Origin of the sequence: Pseudomonas defluvii, from assembly GCF_001695625.1 — a bacterium.
GTDB lineage: Bacteria > Pseudomonadota > Gammaproteobacteria > Pseudomonadales > Pseudomonadaceae > Aquipseudomonas > Aquipseudomonas defluvii.
Genome location: NZ_MBPN01000063.1, coordinates 1 through 19,680, shown reverse-complemented (window position 1 = coordinate 19,680; position 19,680 = coordinate 1). Strand labels below are relative to the sequence as shown.

The window sequence follows — 19,680 nt, the reverse complement described above, 5'->3', positions numbered from 1 at the left end:
AAAAAAAAGGAATTTTGGTCAGATTGTCCTACAAAAGCGCGCTATCTCCCGGGATATGCCCTATAGCGCGACGGACAAAATGTTGGTAGTTTGCGAGCCGGTGATCCCAAGGAGTTCTAATAATGAAAAAAGCAATACTCAAAACGTCGCTAGGTCTCGCTGTCACGCTCGCGTCCACTCAACTGTTCGCCAGCGGCTTTGCTCTTAACGAACAAAGCATCAGCAGCATGGGAACCGGCTTTGCGGGTCGCTCTTCTTCTGCCGATGATGCCAGCACCGTATTCGGTAACCCTGCCGGCATGTCGCGCCTCAAGCGCGAACAAGTGACCGTTGGCGGCGCCGCTGTCATCGCCAAGTCCGATATCGACGGCCGTAGCAACCTAGGCGGCACCAGCGACGGCGATATGGTGCCGGTGGTTGGCGTACCCATGGGGTACTACGTCAAGCCAATCGACGAGCACTGGAGTGTCGGCTTCGGCGTCTACGTACCGTTCGGCCTGGTGACTGACTACGAAAGCACCGCTGCCAGCCGCTACTACGGCAAGAAAAGCTACGTGGAAGTCATCACCTTCCAGCCAACCGTCAGCTATGCGTTCAACGACAAGGTTTCTATCGGTTTCGGCCCGACGATCAACAAGATCAAAGGCGAGCTGAGCTCCAACACGGTCAACCCGTTCACGCCGGGCAGCAACGATGGTGAAGTCAAGGTCAAGGGCGACGACACCGCCGTCGGCTACAACATCGGTGTCCTGGTTCAGGCTACCGACAACACGCGCCTCGGCCTGACCTACCACTCGATGGTCGATTACAAGCTTGAAGGCGACACCAAGATCAACAATGCCTTGATTGGCCCTTTCAGTGGCAACAAATACGACGCCGAACTGAAGATCAAGACACCAGAATCACTCGACTTCTCGCTCACCCATGAGCTGAACGATCAGTGGACCCTCTACGCCGGTAGCACCTGGACTCGCTGGAGCCGCCTTGAATCAATCATCATTAACAGCGATGTTCCTGCGCCGCTGACCGCTCGCTTCGGAACCATCACCGAAGAGCAGAACTGGCACGACACCTGGGCATACGCCATTGGTGCTGCGTACAAGCTGAACAAGGAGTGGACACTGCGAACCGGCTTTACCGTCGACCAGTCGCCAACCAACAACACCGACCGCTCGCCGCGCATCCCGACCGGCGACCGCAAAGTGTTCAGCCTGGGCGCTGGCTGGAGCCCGAACGACGACATGACCATTGACGTGGCTTACTCCTACCTGTGGGAGGAGGACGTCAATATCAACTTGAATAACCCAACCAAAGGCACCTACAACGCCAAGTACGAGAACAGCGCACACGGCGTGGGTGCATCGCTCACCTACCGCTTCTGATCTCATGCACGCGGTGAGCTTCTGCCGCCCGCGCAACACAAACGCCCCGACGAGTTCGGGGCGTTTGTGTTTCTAGGCCTGCCCTGCCGGCACCCGGTAGTCTTCCATCGGCTCGGTATGCCCATAGACCCTCAGGGCTGTGAAGCGATGGCCTTGTCGATGGCCGCCTTGAATTGCGGGTCATCCGGCTTGGTCAGGCTGGAGAAACTGGCGACGACCTTACCCTGGCGGTCCACAACATATTTATAGAAGTTCCACTTCGGCGCACTGCTCTGGCGTGCCAGCTCCCGGAACAGGTGCGTAGCATCGTCGCCACGTACGGCCTGCGGTTCGGTCATGGTGAACGTGACGCCGTAGTTGGCATAACAGACCTTGGCCGTCTCGACACTGCTGGCAGCTTCCTGCTTGAAGTCATTGGACGGCACCCCGAGCATTTCCAGGCCTTGCTCGTGATAGGCCTGGTAAATCGCCTCAAGGCCTTCAAATTGTGGCGCAAAGCCGCAGTAGCTGGCGGTATTGACCACCACCAGCGGCTTGCCGGCAAACTGTTCACACAGGTTGATCTGCTCCTTGGCGCGCAACTTGGGCAGCTCACCTCGCAACAGTTCAGGGCATTGGCCGGCAACAGCCGATGCCCCGAAAACAAGCGTTAACAACGGAACCCACAACCAGCGTGTACGCATCATGCCTCTCCTGTGAATGCAGTCCGAGGGGTCAGAATACGCCTAGCAAGCGCCCATGCCCAATTGCATCAACGCCAACCCGCCCTGATGCCAGCCCCACCAGGCAAGCCCAAGCACCAACAAGCCGCCTGCCAGCGCAAGCCAGCGCAACACCTGGCTGCTCACGCCGCCCCCACTTGCGCTTGCAGCCGCGCAACCGGACGTTCGCGCACAGGCCAGTTGAGCGCCGCAGCCAATAGGCTGAGCAGGATAGAGATCTGCCAGACCAGGTCATAGTTACCCGTACGGTCATACACCACACCGCCCAGCCAGCCGCCCAGAAACGCACCCAACTGGTGGAACAGGAAGACAATCCCACCCAGCATCGACAGGTTACGCACACCGAACAAGGTGGCGACGGTGCCATTGGTCAAGGGCACCGTGGACAGCCAGAGCAAGCCCATGGCGATACCAAACAAATAGGCACTGACGGCCGATACGGGCACCCAGATGAACAGCACAATCACGACGGCACGCAACAGGTAGAGTGCCGTCAACAGGCGCGGCTTGGACATCCGGCCACCAAGCCAGCCGGCCGTGTAGGTACCGAAAATATTGAACAGGCCAACCAGCGCCAGCACCGTAGTGCCGATGGTGGCAGGCAGGTGCTGGTCAACCAGGTACGCCGGCAAGTGCACCCCGATAAACACCACCTGAAAACCGCAGACAAAGAAGCCCAGCGCCAACAGCCAGAACCCTGAGTGCGAACAGGCCTCGCGCAAGGCTTCGCCCAAGGTCTGCTCATCTGCGTGGCTCGGCAATGGACGGTCGCGCAGCATGCCCACCAGCGGCACGATCAATGCGACCAGCAGTCCCAGTACCAGCAGTGCCGCTGACCAGCCGAGCCAGCCAATCAGGCTCAGCGTTCCTGGCAGCATCGCAAACTGGCCAAACGAGCCAGCAGCACTGGCAATACCCATGGCCACACTGCGCTTCTCTGCGGGTACCGCACGGCCCACGACCCCAAGGATCACTGAGAACGAGGTGCCTGACAGGCCAATGCCAATCAACAGACCAGCGCTGAGTGATAACGACAGGGGCGAATCGGCCATTCCCATCATGAGCAGGCCGACGGCATACAGAACCCCGCCGATAATCACTACCCGAGCGGCGCCCAGGCGGTCAGCCAGGGCGCCGGCAAAGGGCTGCGCCAGGCCCCAGATGAGGTTCTGCAGGGCGATGGCAAAGGCAAACACCTCGCGCCCCCAGCCGAACTCGGCGCTCATTGGCGCCAGAAACAGGCCAAAACCGTGTCGCACACCGAGCGATAACGCCAAAATCAGGGCTGCGCCCAAGAGTATCCAGCCGCTCGTTCGCCATACCGTGGTCATTATTATTGTCTCCTGACTGCCGCAAGGTTACGCGGGTATATACCCGCGTTTAGGGTCATGTTTCACGCCAATTGCTTCAGCAAGCGCACCAGTTCGTCACGCTGCGCTTCGCCCAACGCCGCCAGCATCTTCAACTGCGCCTGCTCCCAGGCAGGCTCAGCAGCCGACAACCGCGCCTTGCCCTGCTCGGTGAGCAGTACCAGGCGATTACGCAAGTCATCACCCTCAGCCAGTGCTACCAGGCCATCGGCCTCCAGCACCCGCAGGTTGCGCCCCAAGGTGCTGCGGTCCAGGCCCATGGCTTCGGCCAGGCTGGAGATGCTCGGACGGTCGAGGCGCTGCAAGTGCCGCAACAAGGAAAATTGGGCAACATTGATGCCGAAGCCTTCAAGGGCTTCGTCGTAACGGCGGCTTACTCCTCGGGCAGCACGACGCAAGTGGGTACAGAGGCATTGGCTGGTCAACATGGTACGTGTATATACCCGCATCGGCTTCAACACAAGCATTAACGCAGAACATCGCGCGATCACAGGCCAACGGCAGGCTGCAATCGCTACAACGCCAAGCCGACCAGTACCGCCAACTCAAGCAGCTCCAGCAAGGCGCCAGCCGTGTCACCCGTGGTGCCACCCAATCGGCGCACCATCAGGCTGCGCAGCCAAAAGAACACAACACATGCCAGCAACAGTGCCTGCACGCCTTGCCAGCCAGCGAGCAGCACACAGGCCACGCCACTGAGCACCAAGACGATGTGCCCGCAGCGCCGCGGCAGGTGCTCGGCCAAAGCCTGACCCAGCCCGCCAGCGCGTACATAAGGCGTACAGAGGAACAACCCAAGCATGGCCGCACGCCCGATCAGAGGCGCCAGCAGCAACGCCATGCTCTGCCCGGCCTGAACCAGCGCCAGCAACGCCGTGAACTTCAACAACAACACCAGAACCAGGGTAACCACGGCAATTGGCCCGCTGCGCGGGTCTTTCATGATCGTCAGGGTTCGTTCACGATCACCAAAGCCACCCAGCCAGGCGTCAGCACTGTCAGCCAACCCGTCCAGGTGCAACGCGCCACTGAGCAACACCCAGAGCGTCAGCAGCAGCGCAGCATGCAGCAGCAACGGGCTTGCGGCCAGCAGGCTGTCAAAGGCCCACAGCAGCACGCCGAACAATAGCCCCACCACGGGGTAGAACAGCAATGAACGCCCCATTTGCTCGGCAGCCGGCATGCCCGGCAGACGCACCGGCAGGCTGCTGAGGAACTGCAAGGCAATCCAGAAGGGCAACATCAGCGGGCCTCTTGCCATTGTCCATCGGCATCCAGCACCAGTCGCACCAGCGCTCCGTGCCCGACCTCGACCTGCAACAACTGCTCACGTGGCAACCCTCTGGCACGCGCCAGCAACAGCCGCATCACCCCGCCGTGGGTGACCAGCAACAGGTGCTCGCCCACATATCGCTGCTGCAAGCGCGCCAAGGCACGCAGCACTCGGGCCTCAAACCCTGCAACCGGCTCGCCACCGGGCGGGGTAAACGCATAGGGATCAGCCCAGAACTGCCCCAGTTCCTGCGCATGGGTTTCCATCAACGCAGCCGCGCTGCGCCCCTCCCACTCACCAAAGTGCAGCTCCTGCAACTCTGGCTCCAGCTCACATGGCACGCCCAGTTGCCCGGACAGAGCCTCGGCAAAGCGTGCACAACGCTGCAGTGGCGAACTGATCAGCCGTTGCCACGGTGCGCGGCTGGCGGTCGCCGCGCGCATCTGTGCCCATCCCTGATCTGTCAGGGCGTCATCAAGGCTGCCACGCAAGCCGCCCCCCTGTTCGGTTTCGCCATGACGCAGCAGGTCAATGATCATGCCGGACGATCCGCAACGGCGGCCTCGGCAAAGGTCGCCATCTGCCCATGCAGCTCACAGGCAAGACGCAGCAGCGGCACCGCCAACGCAGCACCACTGCCCTCTCCCAACCGCAAACCGAGCTCCAGCACCGGTTCGGCATCCAGCTGCGCCAATACCAGGCGATGACCTGGCTCGGCACCACGGTGCCCGAACAGCAGCCAGCAGTGTGCCTGCGGGTTCAGACGAACCGCCAGCAATGCGGCGACTGTGCAGATGAATCCATCGACCAGCACGGCGATACCTTCCTGAGCGCAGGCCAGGTAAGCACCCACCAACGCGGCGATCTCAAAACCGCCGAAGCAAAGCAGAACCTGCAGAGGGTCATCACCGGAAACGGCATGCTGTTTCAGGGCCCGCTCAATCACTTCGGCCTTGTGCCGCACACCTGCCGCATCCAGACCAGTTCCTGGGCCGCTGAGGTCGCTGGCCGCACACCCGAGCAACGCACATGCCAGGGCACTCGCGGCGGTGGTGTTGCCAATGCCCATTTCACCGCCAATAAACAACTGCGCGCCGTTCGCAGCAGCCCGCAAAACGCTTTCACGCCCAGCCTGCAAGGCCTGCAAGCCCTGCTCAAGCGTCATCGCCGGCGCCTTGGCGAAGTTGGCAGTCCCCGCGCCAATACGCACATGTCGCACGCCCGGCAAGTCGTCTTGCAGGGTGGCTGTACCGAGGTCGACCACCTCCAGACGCGCGTCCAGCTGGCGCGCCAGAACGCTGATCGCCGCACCACCGCTGACGAAGTTCTGCAACATTTGGGCAGTGACGGCCTGCGGATACGCAGAGATGCCTTCCGCGACAACGCCATGATCCCCCGCGAAGATCGTGATCCAGACCTGTGCCAAGTCAGGCTTGAGCCGCCCTTGCAGGCTGGCCAACTGCACCGCAAATCCCTCCAGACGGCCCAGCGAGCCCGCCGGTTTGGTCAATTGTTGCTGTCGCTCCAGTGCTTGCTGGTGGATCGCTTCATCCGGTGCCTGGCAGGGGTTCTGCCACCAGTTCTGACTCATAGTGCAGGTCCTTTCAAAACGAGGGGCAAGCCGGCAACAGTCAGCACCACACGCTGACAGCGCTCGGCAATTGCTTGATGCAGCCAGCCGGCTTCATCGACATAACGGCGGGTCAGTTCGCCCATGGGCACAACCCCCAGGCCAGTCTCATTGCTCACCAGAATGATCTCGCCCGGCAGGTTGGGCAGACAGTCAAGCAACGCGTTGCGCTCATCGTTCAAGCGCTGCGTGTCTTCAAGCATGAGCAGGTTGGTCAGCCAGAGGGTCAGGCAGTCCACCAACAGGCAACGCCCGGGCGCTGCGTTGTCGATCAAGGTTCGGGCCAGCGCCAGAGGCTCTTCAATCAGCCCCCATTCAGCAGGCCGACGCTCGCGGTGCAGTTGCACCCGAGCATTCATTTCGCCATCCAGCGGCTCGCTGGTGGCAATGTAGGTCACCGGCAAGGCGCTGTGCTGCGCCCGTTGTTCAGCCAGGCGGCTCTTGCCAGAGCGGGCACCACCGAGGATCAGGTTGAGCATGTCAGTCAAGCCCACACAATTGTCGTAACCGAGAGGTATCCAGATGCCGGTCGACCAGGTCGGCCAGGCGCTCGATGTCCAGTTCACGCAGGGCGTGATAGTCGACCTGTTCAACGTCGTCCAAGCCTGCCCAGCGCAACAGTGCGCTGCAGGAAGCGGGCGACTCGAACAAGCCGTGCAGGTAGGTACAGAGGATCTGCCCGTCGGCACTGATCGCACCATCATGGCGACCATCGCTCAAGTACACGGCGGGCTGCTCCAGTGCCGGGCCACGGCTGACCCCGGCATGGATTTCGTAGCCGCTGATCGCCGCGGCTTCCAGGGACAACTGACCGGCGACATTGCGCAACTGCTTCTCAGCTTCCAGTTCGGTGACAAAGTCCAGCAAGCCCAGGCCCGGGCTGGAACCGGCGGTACCTTCCAGGCCCAGCGGGTCGTCCACCCGCTGACCGAGCATCTGCAAGCCGCCACAGATGCCCAATACTTTCCCGCCGTAGCGCAAATGACGCGCGATAGCCGCTTCCCAGCCACGCTCACGCAATTGCGCCAGGTCGCCGCGCACGCTCTTGGAGCCCGGCAGGATAATCAGGTCGGCAGGCGGAATCGCCTGGCCGGGGCCGATGAACTGCAGGTCAACCTGCGGGTGCAGGCGCAACGGGTCGAAATCGGTGTGGTTACTGATACGCGGCAACACCGGGACAATCACCTTGAGTACCTGCGCGACCTTGTCGCCCTGACGCTGATCGAGACCGTCCTCGGCCTCCAGGTGCAGGTCCATCACATAGGGCAACACACCCAACACCGGCTTGCCGGTGCGCGCTTCCAGCCAATCGAGGCCAGGCTGAAGCAGGGCGATGTCACCACGAAAACGGTTGATCACAAAGCCTTTGACTCGCGCCTGCTCCGTTGGCGACAGCAGTTCCAGGGTGCCGACCAGGTGCGCAAATACCCCACCCCGGTTGATGTCGGCGATCAGGATCACCGGGCAATCCACCGCCTCGGCAAAGCCCATATTGGCAATATCGCCGGCACGCAGGTTGATTTCCGCCGGCGAGCCCGCCCCCTCGACCATCACCACGGGATACGTCTCGCTGAGACGCCGATGCGATGCCAGCACCGCCTGCATGGCAATGGCTTTGTAGTCGTGATACGCCACGGCGTTCATGTTGGTGACCGCACGCCCATGGACGATGACCTGGGCACCGGTATCACTGTTCGGTTTGAGCAGCACCGGGTTCATGTCGGTGTGCGGCGCCAGGCCTGCAGCCTGGGCCTGTACAGCCTGGGCTCGACCAATCTCGCCACCGTCGGCGGTTACCGCGCTGTTGAGCGCCATGTTCTGCGGCTTGAACGGTACGACGCCAACCCCCTGGCGTACCAGCCAGCGGCATAACGCGGTCACCAGGGTGCTCTTGCCAGCATCCGAGGTGGTGCCTTGCACCATCAGGGTCGTCATGGCTGCTCCTTGCAGTAGTCATTCAACGCGAGGCTCAAGCGCTGCCAATCGTCTTCCGTATCGGGCAAACCAAACCGCAAGCTGGCCGGTTGCTCGAACAAGCGCAGCAAAATACCGCGTCGTGCCATGAACTCATGGATGTGGGCCGCCCGCTCAGTCACCAGGTACTGGAACAGGTCACAGCCACCACTGGGCGGCAAGCCGACCGCCTCCAGCAAAAGGGCCAGGCGCCGGCTCGCATCGGCACAACGCTTGATCTGCAATTGATGAGCGGCCCGGTCCTGCAGGCAGGCCTGCCCCAGCACACGGGTTGGCCCACTGACCGCCCACGGCCCGAGCTGCTCAGCCAGCAGTTGCAGCATTTGCCGCTCGGCCACGACAAACCCCAAACGCACCCCGGCAAGCCCGAAGAACTTGCCGAACGAACGCAACACAATCAGGCCGGGGCGATCCGCGTAAGCCGCAATGCTCTGCGCGGGGGTGTTGTCCATGAACGCCTCGTCAACCAGCAACCAGCCACCATGCTGGGCCAGGCGCGCATGCCAGTTCAGCAGTTGCTCTGGTGACACGACGCGTCCGGTCGGGTTGTTGGGGTTGACCACTACCAGTACATCAAGGCTGTCGAGGTAGTGTTCGATCTGCGTCTCGTCCAGCTCACGCACCCGGTGCCCGGCACGCCGCCAGCCCTCGGCATGTTCGGCGTAACACGGCGACAGCACGCCAACCTTGCCAGTACGCCGCAGGCGCGGCAGCGCCTGAATAGCCGCCTGGGAACCCGCGACCGGCAGCAGGCGCTTGACGCCATAGTATTCGGCGGCAGCCTGCTCCAGGCCATCGTCGGTCTCCGGCAGCCGTGCCCAGGCCCGCAACGGAATCGGCGGGACACTGAATGGCCAGGGCGCGATGCCACTGGACAGGTCAAGCCAGCACTCCTGAGCAATACCGTACTGCTGGATCGCCCGCTGCAGGCGCCCTCCGTGTTCAAGCATAGAATTCTGCTCCCAGGCACAACACCAGCAACCACAACCAGACACCACGGCACACCAGTTGCCAGCCACGCTCGATAGCGTCGGCATCGGCTGCGGGGCCCTCGCCCAACTGAGCTCGCTCATGCAGTTCGCCATGGTAGACCGCCGCGCCACCCAACTCGACGCCCAGCGCACCGGCCCCGGATGCCATCACCGGCCCGGCGTTCGGGCTGTCCCATTGCGGCGCCTGGCGACGCCAGCAGCGCAAGGCCAGGCGAGTCTTGCCCAGCACGGCATAGGTCAGGGCCACCAACCGCGCAGGAATATAATTGAGTACATCGTCAATGCGCGCCGCCGCCCAACCGAAGCGCTCAAAACGCTCGTTGCGATAGCCCCACATGGCATCCAGGGTGTTGCTCAGCCGATAGAGCACCACTCCCGGCGCACCGGCGACGACAAACCAGAACAAGGCGGCAAACACGGCATCGCTGCCATTTTCCAACACCGACTCGGTAGCCGCCCGGGCGACGGCCGTCTCGTCCAGCTCACGGGTCTCGCGACTGACCAGAAAACCGACCCGACGCCGTGCCTCGTCAAGGTTGCCTTGGCGCAAGGCATCGGCCACGGGCATGACATGCTCGCCGAGACTGCGCAGCCCCAAGGCACAATAGAGGGCGAGGATCTCCACCCCCCATCCGATGTAGGGCAACCAGGACAACAGCGTAGCCGCCAGGGTCAGTGGTACCACAGCAAGAAACCAGGCCGTGACACCATGGCTGCGCCAGCCACGCCCACCCGCATTGAAACGCTGTTCCAGGCGCGAGGCGAAGCGCCCGAAAGCGACCAGCGGATGGCGACGCTTTGGCTCACCCAGCAGCGCATCCAGCGCCACACCGGCCACGCTCAGCAAAGCCACACTCATCAACGCTCTCCCCAATGGTTTTCATACAGCATGTCATCGAGCGGACGCGCCTTGGTCCAGCCTTCCAGTTCAAGCATTGGCGCCGGGTAGAATGCCGCCACCGGCCCCAGGCAGAGCACGGCCAATGGCTTGGCCCCTTCGGGCATCCCCAGCAAATCCGCCAGTGCCTGTGGCTCGAACAACGATACCCAGCCCATCCCCAGCCCTTCGGCCCGCGCCGCCAACCAGAGGTTCTGGATAGCGCAGGAGAGTGACGCCAGGTCCATTTCCGGCAGCGTACGGCGACCGAAAATATGCCCCTCGCGCTTATCCATCAATGCCGCCACCAACACCTCGGCACAGTCGCTGATGCCTTCGACCTTGAGTTTCATGAAGTCGTCGGCACGCTCGCCAAGCGCTTCGGCCGTGCGCACCCGCTCCTGCTCCACGACCACCTGGATACGCTGACGCAAGCTGCGGTCAGTAATACGGATAAAGCGCCAGGGTTGCATCAAGCCAACGCTGGGGGCCTGGTGCGCAGCCTGAAGCAGGCGCGCCAGAAGCTCAGGTGCCACCTTGCCGCCGATGAAGTGACGCATGTCACGGCGCTCGGCAATCACGCGGTACACCGCTGCCCGTTCGTCCGCGCTGAAATCGTGTTCGCTCATGGTGCCAGTAGCGCCGCCGACGCGTGGGGGTTGGAAGGAAAATAGAAATGCACATAGGAGGCGGTCAGCCGCCCACAGCGATAGACCGCTTCGGCTCCACGCCCACCATTGGGGCTCTGCCCGCGAGCAATCGGGGTCAACTCGGTCTGGGTCAACGAATGGTGGTAGGTGTGCCCGCGCAAGGTGCCTTCCGGCAATGCCACCGCTTGCAACGCCAGCGCCGCCAAGCGCTTTTGCATCACGGCCTCACCGGGCAACAGGCCGAGCAACTCGGCACGCTCACCCGCCACATCGGTGAGGGCATCCAGCAGGTAGAGCATGCCACCGCACTCGGCCAACAGCGGTTTGCCCAATTGATGATGGGTGCGAATGGCCGTCAGCATGGGCCTGTTGGCCGCCAGGGCCTGATGGTGCAGTTCGGGGTAGCCGCCCGGCAAATAGAGGCTGTCGGCCTCCGGTAACTGTTCGTCATGCAGCGGCGAGAAAAAGCTCAGTTGCGCGCCCATGTCGCGGAGCACATCGAGGTTGGCGCCATAGGTAAAGGCAAACGCCTCATCACGGGCCACTGCGATGCGGACACCGGCCAACAAAGGCTCAACCGTGTGCGGTTGGGGGACTGAAAATGCCACGCTTGGTGGCAACGCCGATTCGCAACTTCCCCCCAGCGCCGCGGCGGCCGCATCAAGGCGAAGGTCGAGGTCGTTCAGTTCACTGGCCTGAACCAGCCCCAGGTGACGGCTTGGCAACTCGATGGCGGTTTCCCGTGACAGGCCGCCATACCAGCGCAGCCCCTCGGTGAGGCTACCCTCCAGCAGTTGTGCGTGGCGCAATGAACCGACGCGGTTGGCCAGTACGCCAGCAAATGGCAGGTCTGGCTGATAGCGTGCCAGGCCCAACGCCAGCGCACCGAAGGTTTGCGCCATGGCTGTACCGTCGATCACCGCCAGCACCGGCACACCAAAGTGCCGAGCCAGATCGGCACTGGATGGCGTACCGTCAAACAGGCCCATGACGCCCTCGATGAGAATCACATCGGCTTCAGCCGCTGCTTCCCACAGCAAGCGTCGGCTCTGCTCGGCGCCAATCATCCACAGGTCCAGCTGGTAGACCGGGGCGCCGCTTGCACGCTCAAGGATCATCGGATCGAGAAAGTCCGGGCCACATTTGAACACCCGCACCTTGCGACCCTGGTTGCGGTGCAGCCGCGCCAGCGCCGCAGTGACCGTGGTCTTGCCCTGACCGGACGCCGGCGCCGCAATCAATACTGCCGGGCAATGCCGGGTTTCACTCATAGCTCGACGCCTTTCTGGGCACGAATACCGGCCTGAAATGCATGCTTGATCATGCTCATCTCAGTGACGGTATCGGCCAGTTCGATCAGCTCCGGCTTGGCACCGCGACCGGTAACGATCACATGCTGCATCGGTGGCCGGGCCTGCAGGTCGGTGAGCACCTGATCCAGGTCGAGGTAGCCATGTTTGAGTGCGATGTTCAGTTCATCGAGCACCACCAGGCTGATGGTCGGATCCTGCAGCAACTCGCGCGTCACCACCCAGGCGGCTTCAGCCGCGGCAATGTCACGCTGCCGGTCCTGGGTTTCCCAGGTAAACCCCTCGCCCATCACGTGATAACGCACCTGCTCGGGAAAACGCCGGAAGAACAGTTCTTCTCCGGTGCTATTGCGGCCCTTGATGAACTGCACCACGCCGCACTGCATGCCGTGGCCCATGGCGCGGGCAAGCATGCCGAACGCCGAACTGCTCTTGCCCTTGCCATTGCCGCTCAATACCAGCAGCAAGCCGCACTCGTTCGGGGAATTGGCAATACGCTCGTCGATCACCGCTTTTTTACGCAGCATGCGCGCCAAGTGGCGTTCGTCACGCTCGGTGGATTCAGTCATCGCTAGTCTCCGCAGGCAACTGTCGGCCGGGCACCACAGGCCATCGTCAGCAACGACGACCGGCACGGGCTGGGGTTTGGAAAGGCCACTGGGCGGCGCGACAGATGAATGGACAAAGCACACGAAAAACGCGCAGGGCTGCGGCCAGAGGCCGGCGTACCGCGCATCACCCTCCGTGATGCCGTTGGCTGTAACAGGCCGGTCTCCGGGCTTGTGAGCGGGGTCATGCACACCCTGGCGACGCGCCTTCCCGGGTCGTAGACCCCGTGGCCCTGCGTAACCTTGACTCACCTACCGTTGCGGGGGCAGCGCCGGAATCGCGCTGCAAGCGCCCACCGGCTTCCCTGTTTCACCCTGCCAACCGCCACGGCTGCAGAGCACCTGAAACAAGTCGCGAAGGTTAGAGGGTTGGGCCGGGAGCGTCAATTAAAGCTGTCAGAACACCTGCTGACGCCGTGCCATGCGCGAGGCACGACAGACACGTTCAGCGCTTGCGGCATAAGGTCAGCCCATCCCCCAGCGGCAGCAACGACAAATCCACCCGCAGGTCGTCCTTCAATGCCGCGTTCAGCGCCTGGATTGCACGGGTGTCTTCACTGCCCGGTACGACCTGAAGCACGCGCCCACTCCACAGGGTGTTGTCGAACACCAGCAGGCCACCCGGACGCAGCACGCGCAAGGCTTCCTCCAGGTAACGCGGGTAATTGGCCTTATCGGCATCAATGAAGATCAAGTCGAAGGATTCTGCATCGAGTGTTGCCAGGGTTTGCAGCGCCGGCCCCAGACGCAACTCGATACGCTCGGCAACACCGGCCTCTTGCCAGTAGCGCTGTGCCGTGGCGTTGTAATCGCCTGGCAGGTCGCAACACAGCAGATGCCCCGCATCCATGGCTTGCGCCATGCACAGGGCGCTGTAGCCAGTGAAGGTACCCACCTCGATGACTCGACGGGCACCGATCAACCGTATCAGCAAGGCGAGCAACTGCCCCTGTTCGGGCGCAACCTGCCAGCGCGCCTCTGGCAACGCCTGGGTTTCAGCACGCAGACGCGCCAACAACGGCGTCTCGCGCAGTGAAACACCTTGCAGGTAGTGATAGAGGGCATCGTCGAGGTAGAGCGTCTGACCGGTCATCGCCCACCTCGATTCAGATCAGGGGTTACGTGCCAGGTTCGGCTGCGGCGGTTGCAGCACACGCTTGGCGTTCAGGTAAGCCTTTTGCCAATAGCTGTTCGCGAGGTAGTCCAGTCGCACCGTACCACCGGTACGAGGCGCATGGACAAAACGCCCTTCGCCCACATAGATACCGGCATGGCTGACCTCGGAGCCACCATTGGTGGCAAAAAACACCAGATCGCCAGACTGCAGCGCATTACGTTCGATGTTCGGCGCACGAATGCCGATCATCTCGCGGGTAGAACGCGGCAGGGAAACACCTGCGGCATCACGATAAACATAGCCGATCAGGCCGCTGCAATCGAATCCGGAGTCCGGCGTGTTGCCACCCCAACGATACGGCGTACCCACCAGGCCCAAGGCGCGGAACAGTACATCTTCGGCAACCGGGGAGAAATAGACTTGCGGCGCCATGACCGCAGGCTCGACCACTCGCGGGGCCGGAGCCTGGGTTGAGCAGGCGCCCAGCAGGGCTGCCAGGGCAAGTACAGCGAAACGCGCCATCATCGACATAGTCAGAGCATCCTGTCTGAAGCCGGCTGGCACTTGGCCAGAAAATAGTGGTAGTGAAGATTAGACGCTTTCTAAAAACAAGCACGGCGACGCACCCGAGGGCTACGTCGCCGTGTCAAACCTTAACGAGGGCTCAGTTACGCGAAATGGTGGTCGGACCCGCCATTGCCAGCGCGCGCTTGGCTTCGATGAAGGTTTTGCTCCAGTAGCGATCACCAAGGCTGTCGATTCGCACACCACCGCTACGACGGCTGCTGGAGTGAATGAACTGATCGTCGCCCAGGTAGATACCGGCGTGGCTGACACGGCCGCGACCATTGGTGCTGAAGAACAGCAAATCGCCAGGCTTGAGGTTGTTACGCGCAACCTGTGGTGCCTTGACGTTGATCATCTCGCGGGTAGAGCGAGGCAGCTTCATGCCAGCTTCTTCACGAAACAGATAACCGATGAAACCGCTGCAATCGAAGCCCGAGGCCTCGGAAGTACCGCCGAAACGGTAACGGGTACCGATCAGGGACATACCGCGCTCAAGAATGTTATCGGCCAGTGCAGGCAGCTGGTAAGGCTTGCTGCTGCCGAACTCGCTCAGCTCTTCTTCAGTGGCCAGTTCTTCATCAAACACCGAAGAGGTGCCAGAGGATTTGACCGAACCGTGATGAGCAGCGATGGATTGCTGCTCCTGCTGCTGCGATACAGGGCTATGCGCCGCGCAGCCAAAAAGCAGGGTTACAAGTGCGAGGGGCACGAGGGGTGCGAAGCGATTTAGCATGGGCACGACCGTGTCTAGAGTTCAATGAGGGGGAAACTATGCCCTCTATCGAGTCGATTTGCAAATTCAATCGAAAAAAATGTGACTTTTATGTGCCGAGGCTCTAGATCGCCGCTACCAGCCCAGGGTTTCCTTTAAAAAGGGGATCGTAAGCTTGCGCTGCGCTTGCAGCGACGCCTGATCGAGGCGTTCGAGCAGATCGAACAGCGCACTCATGCTGCGGGTGCCACGGGTAAGAATGAAGTGCCCAACCTCATCGGTCAGGTGCAGGCCACGGCGCGAAGCACGCAGTTGCAGGGCGCGCAGCTTGTCTTCATCGGACAATGCACGCATCTGGAAAATCAGCGCCATGGTCAGGCGCGACTTGAGGTCAGCCAGCTTGATCGGCAGCTCGCGAGGCGAACTGGACGCGGCAATCAACAACCGTCGACCGCTGTCACGCAGGCGGTTGAACAGGTGAAACATCGCCTCTTCCCACTCTGGCTTGCCGGCAATGGCCTGCAAGTCGTCGAGGCAGACCAGTTCGTACTGTTCGAGGTTATCCAGCAGTTCTATGCCACGGTCGAGCAACTGCGCCAGCGGCAGATAGACCGCCGGCTCGCCCATCTGCTCAAAACGCAGGCAGGCCGCTTGCAACAGGTGAGTGCGACCCACGCCCTGTTTGCCCCACAGATAGATAAGGCTTTCGGTCCAGCCGGCGTCGGCTTCGCAGAGTCGCTCGACGTAGCCCAATGCTGCGGCGTTGGCACCCGGATAGTAGTTGATGAAGGTGGCGTCATCACGTAGACGCACACCCAGGGGCAACTGGATCGGTTTCATGCTGGCTGGGCGGCTTGGGAAGCCGCAAAGGGCCTTTCTTGAAAAGTCTGCAAAGTTTATACCCGTGAGGTCACTCGCACAATCGCAGAAGACCATAAGCAAAATCAAAGGCTTGCATTAGATGCCTGACACGAGTGCAAGCCTTCTGATATCAGCCTAAAGATCAGGATCGATCTGGCCCGCATAAATATCGGATTCTTTATAAAGGTCATGGACATGCCGCACCAAAACCATGATCACCGCCGCAACAGGCAAGGCCAGCAACACACCGGTAAAGCCGAACAACTCACCGCCGGCAAGTATGGCGAAAATCACCGCCACCGGGTGCAGGCCAATGCGATCGCCGACCAGCATGGGCGTCAACACCATCCCTTCGAGCATCTGGCCAATCATGAACACGGCGACAATGCCGAGCAGCGGATACAACTCGCCGCCAAATTGGAACAGCCCAGCTACTAACGCAGCACCAATGCCGATGATAAACCCCATGTACGGCACGATGGCGGCCAGCCCGGCCAGCACACCGATCAACAAGCCGAGCTCAAGCCCGACCAGCATCAACCCGGCCGCATAGATCACGCCCAGCGCCAGCATTACCAGCAACTGGCCACGAACGAACGCCCCCAGCACTTCGTGACACTCGCCAGCCAGCACGACCACTTGGGCCTCACGCTGACGCGGCAACAGGCTGCGCAACCGGGCCATCATCAGGTCCCAATCGCGCAGCAGGTAGAAACCCACCACTGGAATCAAGACCAGGTTGGCCAACCAGCCGAGCAACGCCAGGCCCGATGCCGTAGCCTGAGACAACACCACACCGACGATGTCGCTGGTTTGCCCCATATGTGCACTGATCGCGGCCTTGACCTTGTCGAAACGCCAGAAACCGTCCGCCAGCCCCAGGCGCGCCTGCACCCAGGGCAATGCTACGTGTTGCAACCAATCCAGCATCTGCGGTGTCAGTTCATAGAGCCGCACCAGTTGCTTGGCCAGCATTGGAATCAACACCAGCAACAGGGCCAGCAACACCAGTCCGAACAGGCTGAAGACCACTACCACACCCCAGGTGCGTGACAGCCCTGCACGTTCCAGCCGATCAACCAGCGGGTCGGCCAGGTACGCCAGCATGATCCCAACCAGGAATGGCGAGAGAATCGCGTGCAACCAATACACCAGGGCTGCACAGAGCAACGCCATGCCCAACCACACCCAGCGGCGCGTACCCGTCATCAGTAACTCCCTTTACCAGCGAAAACGCAGGCCATTGAACGGCTGAACAGACGCAGCGCTTGTACCGGCAACCGCCGGATCAGCGCTGACCGGCGCAGTCGCGATCGGCGTGCTTGCAGGCACCTCCTGCAACCTGGCCAGGCCAAGCTGGGCACGCAGTTGCTCACTGCTACCGGTGACCGAGTAGGTCAGTACGTCCTTCTCGGCACTGACCAAGCGTGCACCAAATGGCTCCAGCACACGGCCCAACTCGGCATAACGCTCCAGATTCGCACCTTGCACCTGTAGCTGCATTTCACTGCTGGCTCCCGGGCGCGCAACGAATCGCGACGCCAAACGACTGCTCACTGCCAGCATGACCGCATCGGCCAGGGCTGCTGGGTCCGCGCCCTCAACCTTGCCCTGCTCACGCTGGTCACCCTGCCAGAGGCGCCAGGTACCCTGCCATTTACCGTCGGCCTCGGTGGCATGCACTGCCAACAACGCATCGGCACCATAACGCTCGGAGGCATCGCGCAACGGCGCCGGGTCGGTACCTTCCAGGTTTTTCGCGGTAGCGACCAACTGCTCGCCCAGATCCCCCAGTGGCAAGCGCAGAGGCAGACCACGGTGCTGGGCCGCACGACGCAACGCCACGGCACTGCTTTGCCCGTCGCCGACCAGGTTCGAACCTTCAGCGCTATCGTTCAACCACCAACCGAGAATCGCCGGACGATTATTCCCCCACAGGGCCAAGCCCGCCTGGCGCAGCGCCCGATCAGTTGTGCCCGGGTCGAAGTCCACCAACAGGGTTTCGGGCGGGCCGGCTTCATAGCCAAACTGACTGATGATCTGTTGCGGGTCTTTGCGAAGGGCCACGACGGCGGGGTTCTGCAGGGCTTTACTGTCACCGGTCAGGCGCAACACCAGGGTATTGAGCGCCTGTTCGGTAGCCTGGGTGCGTGCCTCGGCGCCTTGGCCGCTGACCGGTTGACGCACCTGGTACAAACCGGAGAGGGTTTCGGCCTGAGCGGTCAGGCCAAACAGCGCGACACAGCCGAGGACCAGATATGAGCACAAACGCATGTGGGACTCCCGTCCATTCATAAATAGAGGCACCGCTTGACCGCGCCCGGGGTTGAGACCACAGGCCCCGGTAAAACATTCAATCGTCACGGCATTTTCATCAGTACACCATGGCTATACCTTATACAGCCCATGGCGCGGCAACCAGTCGCAGGTGGTTAATCATCATTTTTCTGTCGATTGAGGCTCTACCCGTCGGCCTGAGGATGGCCGCTACCCGGTAACCCTGATAAAATCGCGCGCCTTCGCAGACCGGCGACGGTCAGGCAGCAGGAAAACCTCCGCTTTGCCTGGCAGGTCACGGTCGATTCCCCCGAATCCCTCCCCCCTAAAGGCCTGGATCATGAGCAAGCAACCCTCCCTGAGCTACAAGGACGCCGGTGTAGACATCGACGCCGGTGAAGCATTGGTCGAACGCATCAAAGGCGTGGCCAAGCGCACGGCGCGCCCGGAAGTCATGGGCGGCCTGGGCGGTTTTGGCGCCCTCTGCGAAATCCCGGCCGGCTACAAACAGCCGGTTCTGGTCTCGGGTACCGACGGTGTCGGCACCAAGCTGCGTCTGGCGCTGAACCTGAACAAGCACGACAGCATCGGCATCGACCTGGTCGCCATGTGCGTGAACGACCTGGTGGTCTGTGGCGCCGAGCCACTGTTCTTCCTTGACTACTATGCCACTGGCAAGCTCAACGTCGACACCGCAGCCCAGGTGGTTACCGGTATTGGCGCGGGTTGCGAACTGGCTGGCTGCTCGCTGGTCGGTGGTGAAACCGCCGAAATGCCGGGCATGTACGAAGGCGAAGACTACGACCTGGCAGGCTTCTGCGTCGGCGTGGTCGAGAAAGCCGACATCATCGACGGCTCCCGTGTTGCCAACGGCGACGCGCTGATCGCCCTGCCATCGTCCGGCCCGCACTCCAACGGCTACTCGCTGATCCGCAAGATCATCGAAGTCGCCGGCGCGGACATCGAGAACATCCAGCTCGACGGCAAACCGCTGACCGACCTGCTGATGGCCCCGACCCGCATCTACGTCAAGCCACTGCTCAAGCTGATCAAGGAGACTGGCGCGGTCAAGGCCATGGCGCACATCACCGGCGGTGGCCTGCTCGACAACATCCCGCGTGTACTGCCAAAAGGCGCACAAGCGGTTGTCGATGTCGCCAGCTGGGAGCGTCCAGCCGTGTTCAACTGGCTGCAAGAGCAAGGCAACGTCAACGAGACCGAAATGCACCGCGTACTGAACTGCGGCGTCGGCATGGTCATCTGCGTGGCTCAGGACGATGTCCAGCGCGCGCTGGACGTGCTGCGTGAAGCCGGCGAGCAGCCATGGGTGATCGGCCAGATCGCCGCCGCTGCCGAGG

Annotated in this window: 22 protein-coding genes and 1 riboswitch; of the genes, 2 read left to right on the top strand and 20 right to left on the bottom strand. The window is 61.8% G+C overall.

Translation table 11 applies throughout. The features are described from left to right. Positions 1-122 precede the first annotated feature (122 nt). Positions 123-1,382, top strand: coding sequence for an OmpP1/FadL family transporter (locus tag EKA13_RS17095; RefSeq protein ID WP_065760529.1), 1,260 nt, complete (start codon positions 123-125; stop codon positions 1,380-1,382). 131 nt (positions 1,383-1,513) lie between these two features. Here the strand turns inward: EKA13_RS17095 and EKA13_RS17090 are convergent, their stop codons facing one another. From EKA13_RS17090 to EKA13_RS17000, 20 genes are all read right to left on the bottom strand, one after another. Further along, a complete protein-coding gene (locus EKA13_RS17090) occupies positions 1,514-2,065 on the bottom strand; it encodes a glutathione peroxidase (RefSeq protein WP_065760528.1) in 552 nt (183 codons plus the stop codon). Between the two features lie 42 nt (positions 2,066-2,107). Continuing rightward, on the bottom strand, positions 2,108-2,230 hold the full coding sequence (locus tag EKA13_RS28625) for a hypothetical protein (protein WP_281182072.1): 123 nt from the start codon (positions 2,228-2,230) through the stop codon (positions 2,108-2,110). Next, positions 2,227-3,435 carry an MFS transporter gene (locus tag EKA13_RS17085; protein WP_065760527.1) on the bottom strand — a complete coding sequence of 403 codons (1,209 nt, stop codon included), beginning with the start codon at positions 3,433-3,435 and terminating at the stop codon, positions 2,227-2,229. Before EKA13_RS17085 ends, EKA13_RS28625 begins: the two co-directional genes overlap by 4 nt. A 62-nt stretch (positions 3,436-3,497) precedes the next feature. Continuing rightward, positions 3,498-3,902: a MarR family winged helix-turn-helix transcriptional regulator gene (locus EKA13_RS17080; RefSeq protein WP_065760537.1), complete on the bottom strand. Its 405-nt coding sequence runs from the start codon at positions 3,900-3,902 to the stop codon at positions 3,498-3,500. 86 nt (positions 3,903-3,988) lie between these two features. Next, positions 3,989-4,717: an adenosylcobinamide-GDP ribazoletransferase gene (locus tag EKA13_RS17075; protein ID WP_065760526.1), complete on the bottom strand. Its 729-nt coding sequence runs from the start codon at positions 4,715-4,717 to the stop codon at positions 3,989-3,991. After that, a complete protein-coding gene (cobC, locus tag EKA13_RS17070) occupies positions 4,717-5,286 on the bottom strand; it encodes an alpha-ribazole phosphatase (protein ID WP_065760525.1) in 570 nt (189 codons plus the stop codon). Before cobC ends, EKA13_RS17075 begins: the two co-directional genes overlap by 1 nt. Beyond that, positions 5,283-6,338: a nicotinate-nucleotide--dimethylbenzimidazole phosphoribosyltransferase gene (gene cobT / locus EKA13_RS17065; RefSeq protein ID WP_065760524.1), complete on the bottom strand. Its 1,056-nt coding sequence runs from the start codon at positions 6,336-6,338 to the stop codon at positions 5,283-5,285. Before cobT ends, cobC begins: the two co-directional genes overlap by 4 nt. Beyond that, on the bottom strand, positions 6,335-6,856 hold the full coding sequence (cobU, locus tag EKA13_RS17060) for a bifunctional adenosylcobinamide kinase/adenosylcobinamide-phosphate guanylyltransferase (RefSeq protein WP_065760523.1): 522 nt from the start codon (positions 6,854-6,856) through the stop codon (positions 6,335-6,337). The genes cobT and cobU overlap by 4 nt, the downstream gene beginning before the upstream one ends. 1 nt (position 6,857) lies before the next feature. Further along, a complete protein-coding gene (locus EKA13_RS17055; protein WP_065760522.1) occupies positions 6,858-8,312 on the bottom strand; it encodes a cobyric acid synthase in 1,455 nt (484 codons plus the stop codon). Further along, entirely contained in the window at positions 8,309-9,301 is a 993-nt protein-coding gene (cobD, locus tag EKA13_RS17050) for a threonine-phosphate decarboxylase CobD (RefSeq protein ID WP_065760521.1), read from the bottom strand. Before cobD ends, EKA13_RS17055 begins: the two co-directional genes overlap by 4 nt. Continuing rightward, on the bottom strand, positions 9,294-10,202 hold the full coding sequence (gene cbiB / locus EKA13_RS17045) for an adenosylcobinamide-phosphate synthase CbiB (RefSeq protein WP_065760520.1): 909 nt from the start codon (positions 10,200-10,202) through the stop codon (positions 9,294-9,296). The genes cobD and cbiB overlap by 8 nt, the downstream gene beginning before the upstream one ends. Next, positions 10,202-10,849: a 5,6-dimethylbenzimidazole synthase gene (gene bluB, locus EKA13_RS17040; protein ID WP_065760519.1), complete on the bottom strand. Its 648-nt coding sequence runs from the start codon at positions 10,847-10,849 to the stop codon at positions 10,202-10,204. The genes cbiB and bluB overlap by 1 nt, the downstream gene beginning before the upstream one ends. Then, positions 10,846-12,141, bottom strand: coding sequence for a cobyrinic acid a,c-diamide synthase CobB (locus EKA13_RS17035; protein WP_065760518.1), 1,296 nt, complete (start codon positions 12,139-12,141; stop codon positions 10,846-10,848). The genes bluB and EKA13_RS17035 overlap by 4 nt, the downstream gene beginning before the upstream one ends. After that, positions 12,138-12,749: a cob(I)yrinic acid a,c-diamide adenosyltransferase gene (gene cobO / locus EKA13_RS17030; protein ID WP_065760517.1), complete on the bottom strand. Its 612-nt coding sequence runs from the start codon at positions 12,747-12,749 to the stop codon at positions 12,138-12,140. The genes EKA13_RS17035 and cobO overlap by 4 nt, the downstream gene beginning before the upstream one ends. A gap of 179 nt (positions 12,750-12,928) precedes the next feature. Next, positions 12,929-13,149: riboswitch (cobalamin riboswitch) on the bottom strand. A gap of 84 nt (positions 13,150-13,233) precedes the next feature. Further along, positions 13,234-13,881 carry an O-methyltransferase gene (locus tag EKA13_RS17025; protein ID WP_065760516.1) on the bottom strand — a complete coding sequence of 216 codons (648 nt, stop codon included), beginning with the start codon at positions 13,879-13,881 and terminating at the stop codon, positions 13,234-13,236. An 18-nt stretch (positions 13,882-13,899) separates the two neighbouring features. Next, positions 13,900-14,436: a C40 family peptidase gene (locus tag EKA13_RS17020; RefSeq protein WP_065760515.1), complete on the bottom strand. Its 537-nt coding sequence runs from the start codon at positions 14,434-14,436 to the stop codon at positions 13,900-13,902. A gap of 133 nt (positions 14,437-14,569) precedes the next feature. Next, on the bottom strand, positions 14,570-15,205 hold the full coding sequence (locus tag EKA13_RS17015; RefSeq protein WP_065760514.1) for a C40 family peptidase: 636 nt from the start codon (positions 15,203-15,205) through the stop codon (positions 14,570-14,572). 114 nt (positions 15,206-15,319) lie between these two features. Continuing rightward, complete coding sequence (gene hda, locus EKA13_RS17010) at positions 15,320-16,024, bottom strand: DnaA regulatory inactivator Hda (protein ID WP_065760513.1); 705 nt, start codon at positions 16,022-16,024, stop codon at positions 15,320-15,322. Positions 16,025-16,180: 156 nt separating this feature from the next. Then, positions 16,181-17,254, bottom strand: coding sequence for an AI-2E family transporter (locus EKA13_RS17005; protein ID WP_065760512.1), 1,074 nt, complete (start codon positions 17,252-17,254; stop codon positions 16,181-16,183). A 12-nt stretch (positions 17,255-17,266) separates the two neighbouring features. Then, entirely contained in the window at positions 17,267-18,319 is a 1,053-nt protein-coding gene (locus EKA13_RS17000) for a DUF2066 domain-containing protein (RefSeq protein WP_065760511.1), read from the bottom strand. A gap of 343 nt (positions 18,320-18,662) precedes the next feature. Between EKA13_RS17000 and purM the strand changes: the two genes are divergently transcribed. After that, positions 18,663-19,680, top strand: a 1,018-nt coding sequence (gene purM, locus EKA13_RS16995) for a phosphoribosylformylglycinamidine cyclo-ligase (RefSeq protein WP_065760510.1), incomplete at its 3' end; no start/stop codon positions are given.